The sequence below is a fragment of the Streptomyces sp. NPDC005485 genome (assembly GCF_040606085.1).
Taxonomy (GTDB): domain Bacteria; phylum Actinomycetota; class Actinomycetes; order Streptomycetales; family Streptomycetaceae; genus Streptomyces.
In genome coordinates this window covers 1-6,035 of the sequence record NZ_JBEXDZ010000276.1, presented here as the reverse complement: position 1 = coordinate 6,035, position 6,035 = coordinate 1, and the positions used below count along the sequence as shown (strand labels likewise).

At 68.3% G+C, this 6,035-nt stretch carries 8 protein-coding genes and 1 pseudogene; 7 read left to right on the top strand and 2 right to left on the bottom strand.

Annotation, left to right across the window (positions count from 1 at the left end):
* Positions 1 to 279: 279 nt before the first annotated feature.
* Both ABZS97_RS43145 and ABZS97_RS43140 read left to right on the top strand, forming a co-directional pair.
* Positions 280 to 741 (top strand): pyridoxamine 5'-phosphate oxidase family protein, encoded by a 462-nt coding sequence (locus ABZS97_RS43145; protein ID WP_356149180.1) that lies wholly within the window; start codon positions 280 to 282, stop codon positions 739 to 741.
* A 93-nt stretch (positions 742 to 834) separates the two neighbouring features.
* The gene (locus tag ABZS97_RS43140; RefSeq protein WP_356149177.1) at positions 835 to 1,689 is read left to right on the top strand and encodes an alpha/beta hydrolase-fold protein; all 855 of its coding nucleotides are present in this window, start codon (positions 835 to 837) and stop codon (positions 1,687 to 1,689) included.
* A 221-nt stretch (positions 1,690 to 1,910) separates the two neighbouring features.
* On the opposite strand, the gene ABZS97_RS43135 is transcribed toward ABZS97_RS43140, so the two are convergent.
* Positions 1,911 to 2,297 (bottom strand): VOC family protein, encoded by a 387-nt coding sequence (locus tag ABZS97_RS43135; protein ID WP_356149174.1) that lies wholly within the window; start codon positions 2,295 to 2,297, stop codon positions 1,911 to 1,913.
* A 121-nt stretch (positions 2,298 to 2,418) separates the two neighbouring features.
* On the opposite strand from ABZS97_RS43135, the gene ABZS97_RS43130 reads away from it, so the two are divergent.
* Positions 2,419 to 3,189, top strand: a complete 771-nt coding sequence (locus tag ABZS97_RS43130) for a TetR/AcrR family transcriptional regulator (RefSeq protein WP_356149169.1) — start codon at positions 2,419 to 2,421, stop codon at positions 3,187 to 3,189.
* A 116-nt stretch (positions 3,190 to 3,305) separates the two neighbouring features.
* Positions 3,306 to 3,521: a MerR family DNA-binding transcriptional regulator gene (locus ABZS97_RS43125; RefSeq protein ID WP_356149165.1), complete on the top strand. Its 216-nt coding sequence runs from the start codon at positions 3,306 to 3,308 to the stop codon at positions 3,519 to 3,521.
* Here the strand turns inward: ABZS97_RS43125 and ABZS97_RS43120 are convergent.
* The gene (locus tag ABZS97_RS43120; RefSeq protein ID WP_356149160.1) at positions 3,421 to 4,602 is read right to left on the bottom strand and encodes a histidine kinase; all 1,182 of its coding nucleotides are present in this window, start codon (positions 4,600 to 4,602) and stop codon (positions 3,421 to 3,423) included. The two genes, ABZS97_RS43125 and ABZS97_RS43120, sit on opposite strands and share 101 nt — an antisense overlap.
* 151 nt (positions 4,603 to 4,753) lie before the next feature.
* On the opposite strand from ABZS97_RS43120, the gene ABZS97_RS43115 reads away from it, so the two are divergent.
* The 3 genes and pseudogenes from ABZS97_RS43115 to ABZS97_RS43105 all read left to right on the top strand — a co-directional run.
* Positions 4,754 to 5,125, top strand: a complete 372-nt coding sequence (locus ABZS97_RS43115) for a DUF4333 domain-containing protein (RefSeq protein ID WP_356149157.1) — start codon at positions 4,754 to 4,756, stop codon at positions 5,123 to 5,125.
* 19 nt (positions 5,126 to 5,144) lie between these two features.
* The gene (locus ABZS97_RS43110; RefSeq protein ID WP_356149152.1) at positions 5,145 to 5,828 is read left to right on the top strand and encodes an ABC transporter ATP-binding protein; all 684 of its coding nucleotides are present in this window, start codon (positions 5,145 to 5,147) and stop codon (positions 5,826 to 5,828) included.
* Between the two features lie 19 nt (positions 5,829 to 5,847).
* Positions 5,848 to 6,035, top strand: a pseudogene (locus ABZS97_RS43105) (hypothetical protein); the annotation flags it as partial.

The following is a 6,035-nucleotide window of genomic DNA, read 5'->3' as shown; positions in this document are numbered from 1 at the left end:
GCAGGCGGATGCCAATATCGATTTGGCTGCGGAGATCTGGCGGATTCTTGCCGAGGCCCTTGCCCAGTTGCAGCAGGCTCCCGGCCCCGCCGCCTAGTACGCCAGCTGTAGAGGGTGATCCTTTTGGTAGCCGCCGGTTGTGACTGAGCACTCCAACTGATCGGCCTGAGCGTGACAATCGACCACACCCTCGGCCTGCGGGCTGAGTGGCTGTCGGTCCCTGGGAGTAGGACCAGCGCCTCATGTGCGGTTCCGAACCGCTGACTAAGGTCGGCGTTCATGAAGACCACAGAGATCGCTCGTCGTGATGTGCTGGAGCGCAGGCGCGACACTGTTGAACGGCTCTCCGCAGAACGAGATATATGGATGTCCACGGCCCATCCGGATCACGGCCCGCATCAAGTGCCGCTGTGGTTCTGTTGGGACGGGCAGGCCGTGTGGATGTGCACCGGCGAGACCTCCGCGACTGTGCGTAACTTGCGCAAGGAGCCCCGTGTGCGCCTGGCATTGCCGGACACCTTCGATGTGGTTCTCCTGCACGGGGAGGCGGAGTGCTTCTCGGATCGGAGCGTGCCGGAGGACGCCGCGGATGCGTTCGCCGAAAAGTTCGGATGGGACCCACGTACGGAGGAAGACCCTTTTCTGTATATTCGTGTGGCTCCGAAGACGGTGTTCGCCTGGCGCGGCGAGCCGGAGCTGCGCGGCAGAGTCCTCATGCGCGAGGGGACGTGGCTGGGCTGAACTGCTCAGTGGCTTCCCGATGGAGAAGTCAAGCCGTGTGACGGCAGCCAAACCCCGTTGAGAACGTTCGTGATCTCTCCTAGGTTGGCCCTCGTGACGATCGAGGTGCCCTACCAGCCGCTTCCGATTCACCAGTCGGACGTGCGCTACGCCCATGGCCCCGACTCCACCGTGCAGCCCGGCGTACCCGTCGGCGAGACGATCGAGTTCGACTGGAGCGACAGCGCGATCTACCCGGGGACGTCACGGAAATTCTGGGTGCATGTGCCCGCGCAGTACGACCCCGCGGAGCCGGCGTCGCTGATGGTGTTCCAGGACGGATGGTGGTATCTGGACCCTGAAGGGGAGGTCCGCGGCGCGATCGTTCTGGACAATCTCGTCCACCGCGGTGACATCCCGGTCACCATCGGCGTGTTCGTCGACCCAGGTGTGTTGCCAGATGCCGAGGATCCCAAGAACCGCAACACCGAGTACGACGCCTTCGACGATCGGTACGTCAGCTTTCTCCTGACAGAAATCATCCCTGAGGTCACGAAGCACTACTCGATTGCCGAGGACCCCGACCGGTGGGGCATCTGTGGTGGCAGCAGCGGCGGGAACTGTGCGTTTACCGCGGCGTGGCTGCGCCCGGACAAATTCCGCCGGGTGATCGGGTACTTGTCCAGCTTCACGCAGATGCCAGGCGGCAACCCATACCCCGAACTCATCCCCCGCCTCCCGCGCAAGCCGCTGCGTATCTTCATGCAAGCGGGCCATCGTGACCTGCGCTGGAACGAATCCGAGGCGAACTGGCTCGCCAACAACCTGCGCGTCGCGGCCGCGCTCGCAGAAGCCGGCTACGACTTCCGCCTTGTCCTGGGCGATGGCGGCCACAGCCCCAACCACGGCGGGGTCCTGCTTCCCGATGCCCTCCGCTGGTTGTGGCGATCGGACTCACGCCCGAACTGACCGGTGGGTTGAGGTGGCGACCCTTCTCGTTGAGGAGCCGCGAACACCAGCCGCCGCTTGGGTCGTGCCCTTGCAACCCGTCGCCGGTCCCCGCCACGCTGGTCGCGCGCGCTGTCGCCCCGCCTGCGGTTGAGGGCCAGTCCTTCGAGCAACTCACGCAATCGGTGCGGCACTTCTCACGTCACCGGTCGACCGCCACCTCCACGACCGCCCCAAGGCCGTCACTCGGCGTCGGGTGCGGCCCAGGAAACGAGCTGAAGGATGACGCCGTTCGGGTCGGTGACCTGGAAGAGGCGCTCACCCCAGGGCTCTTCGCGCAGCGGCATGGTGATGGAGACGCCTTCGCTTTGCAGTCGCTCGTATTCAGCCTCCAGGTCAGTCACGGTGAACGCGATGATCACACCCGCGGCATGCTGATCCCTGAAGCCCTCGGGCAAGACCTCGATGCCGCGCTGCAGAAAGATCACGTCGGCGGCGCCCTCCAGGGCCAGAGAGGCAAAGCCTTCCGCGGCCATGGCCTCCTGGAAGCCGAAATGCCTGGTCAGGAATGCGGCGGAGGCCGGGACGTCGCCGACGGTCAGAGAGACGGCGGTGGAAGTGATCTTCATGGTTCTCCCTGAGCTCGAACTCAATCTCTGTACGCTGTACTCTATACAGCATACAGAGAAATAGTCTGGAGGATGCCAAAGCCGTGAAGGGCGCCAAAGATCTCAGAGGATGATGGGGCGCATGGTCAAGGAACGAAGCGGCGCAGGCGACCCGGCCCGCACTCTGGAACTTCTGTGGCGCGAGCCCGGACAAGGTGGTCCACGGCGCGGCCCGAAGCAGGGCTTGACGGTTGACGCCGTTGTCCAGGCGGCCATCGCTCTCGCCAACTCCGGTGGGCTGGACGCCTTGACCATGCGCAGCGTTGCCCAGCAGTTGGGCGTCACTCCGATGACGCTCTACACGTACGTTCCGGGCAAGGCAGAGCTGCTCGACCTCATGCTGGACGCCGCCTATCTACAGATGCCGCGCGGCGATCACACGGCCGTCCCGTGGCGTAAGAGGGTGGAGTCGGTCGCGCGCGAGAACCGCGATCTGTACAGGCATCACCCCTGGGTGGCGACCCTCCCCACCACACGCCCGCCGCTCGGCCCCGGGCTCATGGCCAAGTACGAACACGAGTTGGCCGCGTTCGACGGCCTTGGCCTCGGTGACGTCGAGATGGACGCGGCCCTCACCCTGCTCCTTGGTTTCGTCCAGTCCGTCGCCCGAGCCGACCTCGATACTCAGGCCGCCGCCCGGGAAAGCGCCATGTCCGACGAGCAGTGGTGGGCCGCCAACGCGCCGCTTCTGGCCAAGGTCTTCGATCCGGCCCGGTTCCCCCTCGCCGCCCGGGTCGGGAGCGCAGCGGGTGCGGCTCACCAGGGGGTGCACAACCCCGACCACGCTTTCAGCTTCGGGCTGCAGCGCATCCTGGACGGCCTCGACCACCTCATCGTGAGCCGGTCCCGATAGCACCACATGCCGGTCCGTCGGCCCGCGAGGTTGCGGTTGCCGCTGCGGCAGCTTCTACCGTCCTGAACCAGGGCCGGAGAGACCGGCCCGGTGACGCGATCATGAGGTAGGCGGCGATGAACTGGCCGATCGCGGAGGTCGCCCGGATGTCGGGCGTGACCGCCCGAACCCTGCGGCACTACGACGAGGCTCCTGGTAAGCGAGGGAGCCCGTCCCTCTCAGGCTTCCCGCTCAGGCCTTCCGCGCCGGAAGCACCGCCCGCACTTCCCACCCCGCGCCGCCCCGCGGTCCGGCGTTCAGTTCGCCGCCCAGTGCGGTCACGCGCTCTATGAGGCCTACGAGGCCGAAGCCGCCGCCATGGGCAGCCGCCGGAAGCTGACTGCCGCCGCGGCCGTCGTCCGCCACCGTCACTGCGAGTCGGCCGGTGTCGTCCTGCAGGCGGACCTCGATGTGCGTGGCATCGGCCGCATGCCGCCGGATGTTGGTCAGCGCTTCCTGGACGACCCGGAAGGCCGCGGCCTGCACCTCGTGGGGGAGGTCAGGGGACACGGCGGGGTCGCGGCTCAGGACGGCCTTCTGGCCCGGGGTCGCGAACCCCTCGATGAGTTCGGCGATGCCTGCCAGGTCGCCTACCGGGCGGTGGCCGCTCGCCTCGGGCCCGGTGTCCCGAAGGACGCCGACGGTACGGCGCATCGAGGCGAGGGCCTCGGTCGCAGCCCGCTCGATGCCCGCCAGTACAGGGTCCAGTTCCTGCGGCTGGGTGGTTGCCATCATGCGGGCCACCTGCGTCTGCACCAGGATGCCGGTGACGTGGTGGGCGACGAAGTCGTGCAGGTCGGCGGCGATGGCCAGGCGTTCGCTGCGCCGCGTCTCGCTGACGGCGACGGTGCGACGGTAGTCCATCGACCGCAGATAGCCCGCGAGTGCGGCGATGAGGCCGGCCAGCAGCAGACCGATCATCTCCAGACCCATCACGTCACTGCTCAGCGTCAGGTCGCTGCGGACCGGCAGGATGAGCAGCGCGCCCGTGTCGAGCCCGCCGCACACCACGGCCCAGCGCGGCGGGCAGTGGCGTACGGCGATGAAGAGCAGGCACAGCAGGATCATGATCTCGCCCGGGCCGAACTCGACCTCCCCGTCGACCAGCAGCGAAGCCGCTGTGAGGAGGGCCGAGGCGAGAGCGGGCACGGCAGTGCGCAGTTGCGGTGTGAACCACTCGGGCCGCCGCCCGGCCGGCCACAGCACGGCGGCCAGCCCGACGAGTACCACAGCCAGGATCTGCCAGGAGGGGCTCGCCATCGGCAGGACACTCGTCCCGTCGGAGGCGTAGAGAACAACGTCGACGACGGAGGCCGCCAGCAGAACACCGACAGCGAGGCCATGGGCGCAGCCCCGGACGGAAACGGATCTCATGCCGATCACCGTAGGCCAGCGCGCCCGGCGGCGGGATCAGCCGAACGGCCGAGGGGCCGGCCCACGACCCTGACCGTTCGGCCGAGGCGCGTGCCCGAGCCCGCGGGCGAGGGTGGAGCCGCATCCTCACCACGGACATCAGGAGTACGCGATGCAGCGCAGCAAGTTCCTCGTAGGTGTCGTCGGCGGCGTGACCGCCGTGGTCGCGTTGGGCGGTCTCGGCACATCTCTGCTCTCGGGCACCGAGTCGACCAGCCGCCTGGACGAGTTCAGCACGACGTCGGTGGACGGTCACAAGGCGCTCGCGGCGAACATCGTCGAGGGCCGCACCGAGAGCAAGTACCACCCTCTGCCCTGGGTCGGCGACAAGCTTTCCGACGTCACCTGCCCGACCGGTCTCAGCGCCGTCGCCGGAGCCACCCTCACCTGCACAGGCAAGAAGAGCGACGGCAAGACGCTCGACATCGCTGTCCGCGTGACCAAGGCCGACGCCAAGAGCGTCACCTGGAAGTTCGAGCGCTGAGAAGGGGCGACGACACACCATGAGCACCGTTCTGGCCGGACACGGCCTCGTGAAGAAGTACGGCTCCACCACCGCCCTGGCCGGCGTGGACGTCGAGGTCGGCGAGCGCGACTCGCTGGCGATCATGGGCCCGTCCGGGTCCGGCAAGTCCACATTGCTGCACACCCTGGCGGGGATCATCCGCCCCGACGACGGTCAGGTACTGCTGCGCGGCGAACGCATCGACCAGCTGGGCGAGAACCGGCTCAGCGCGTTGCGCCGCAAGCGCTTCGGGTTCGTGTTCCAATTCGGCCAGCTGCTTCCGGAACTGCCCGCCGAGGAGAACGTCGCACTGCCGCTGATGCTGGAGGGCATGCCGCGCAGCGAGGCCGTCGTCCGCGCCCGCCGCTGGTTCGTGCCGCTCGGTCTGGAAGGGCTGGAGCACCGTCGCCCCGGCCAGCTCTCCGGCGGGCAGGCGCAGCGGGTCGCCATCGCGCGCGCCCTGGCCGTCGAACCGGACGTGGTCTTCGCCGACGAGCCCACCGGCGCCCTGGACCAGCGCACCAGCACGGAGGTCGTCCAGCTGCTGACGTTCGCCACCCGGGAGACGGGCGCCGCGCTGGTCATGGTCACCCACGACGCGGACGTCGCCGCCCACTGCGACCGGATCCTTCAGGTCCGTGACGGCGGCATCAGCGGCCACACCCAGTACACCGTCGCCTGAGCCCGCAGGAGTAGCTGCCATGCGTTCCCCCGTCCTGCCCCTGACGCTGCACCTCGCCAGGTCCTCCGGCCGCCGCGGTCTGCAGTCCCACCTGCTCGCCGCCGGCGCCGCCGCCGTAGGCTCGTTCCTTCTGCTGGTGATGATCGCCGCCTCGCTCGGGGGGGGGGGGGGGGGCGGCCCCCCCCCCCCGGCACACCACCCCACGCC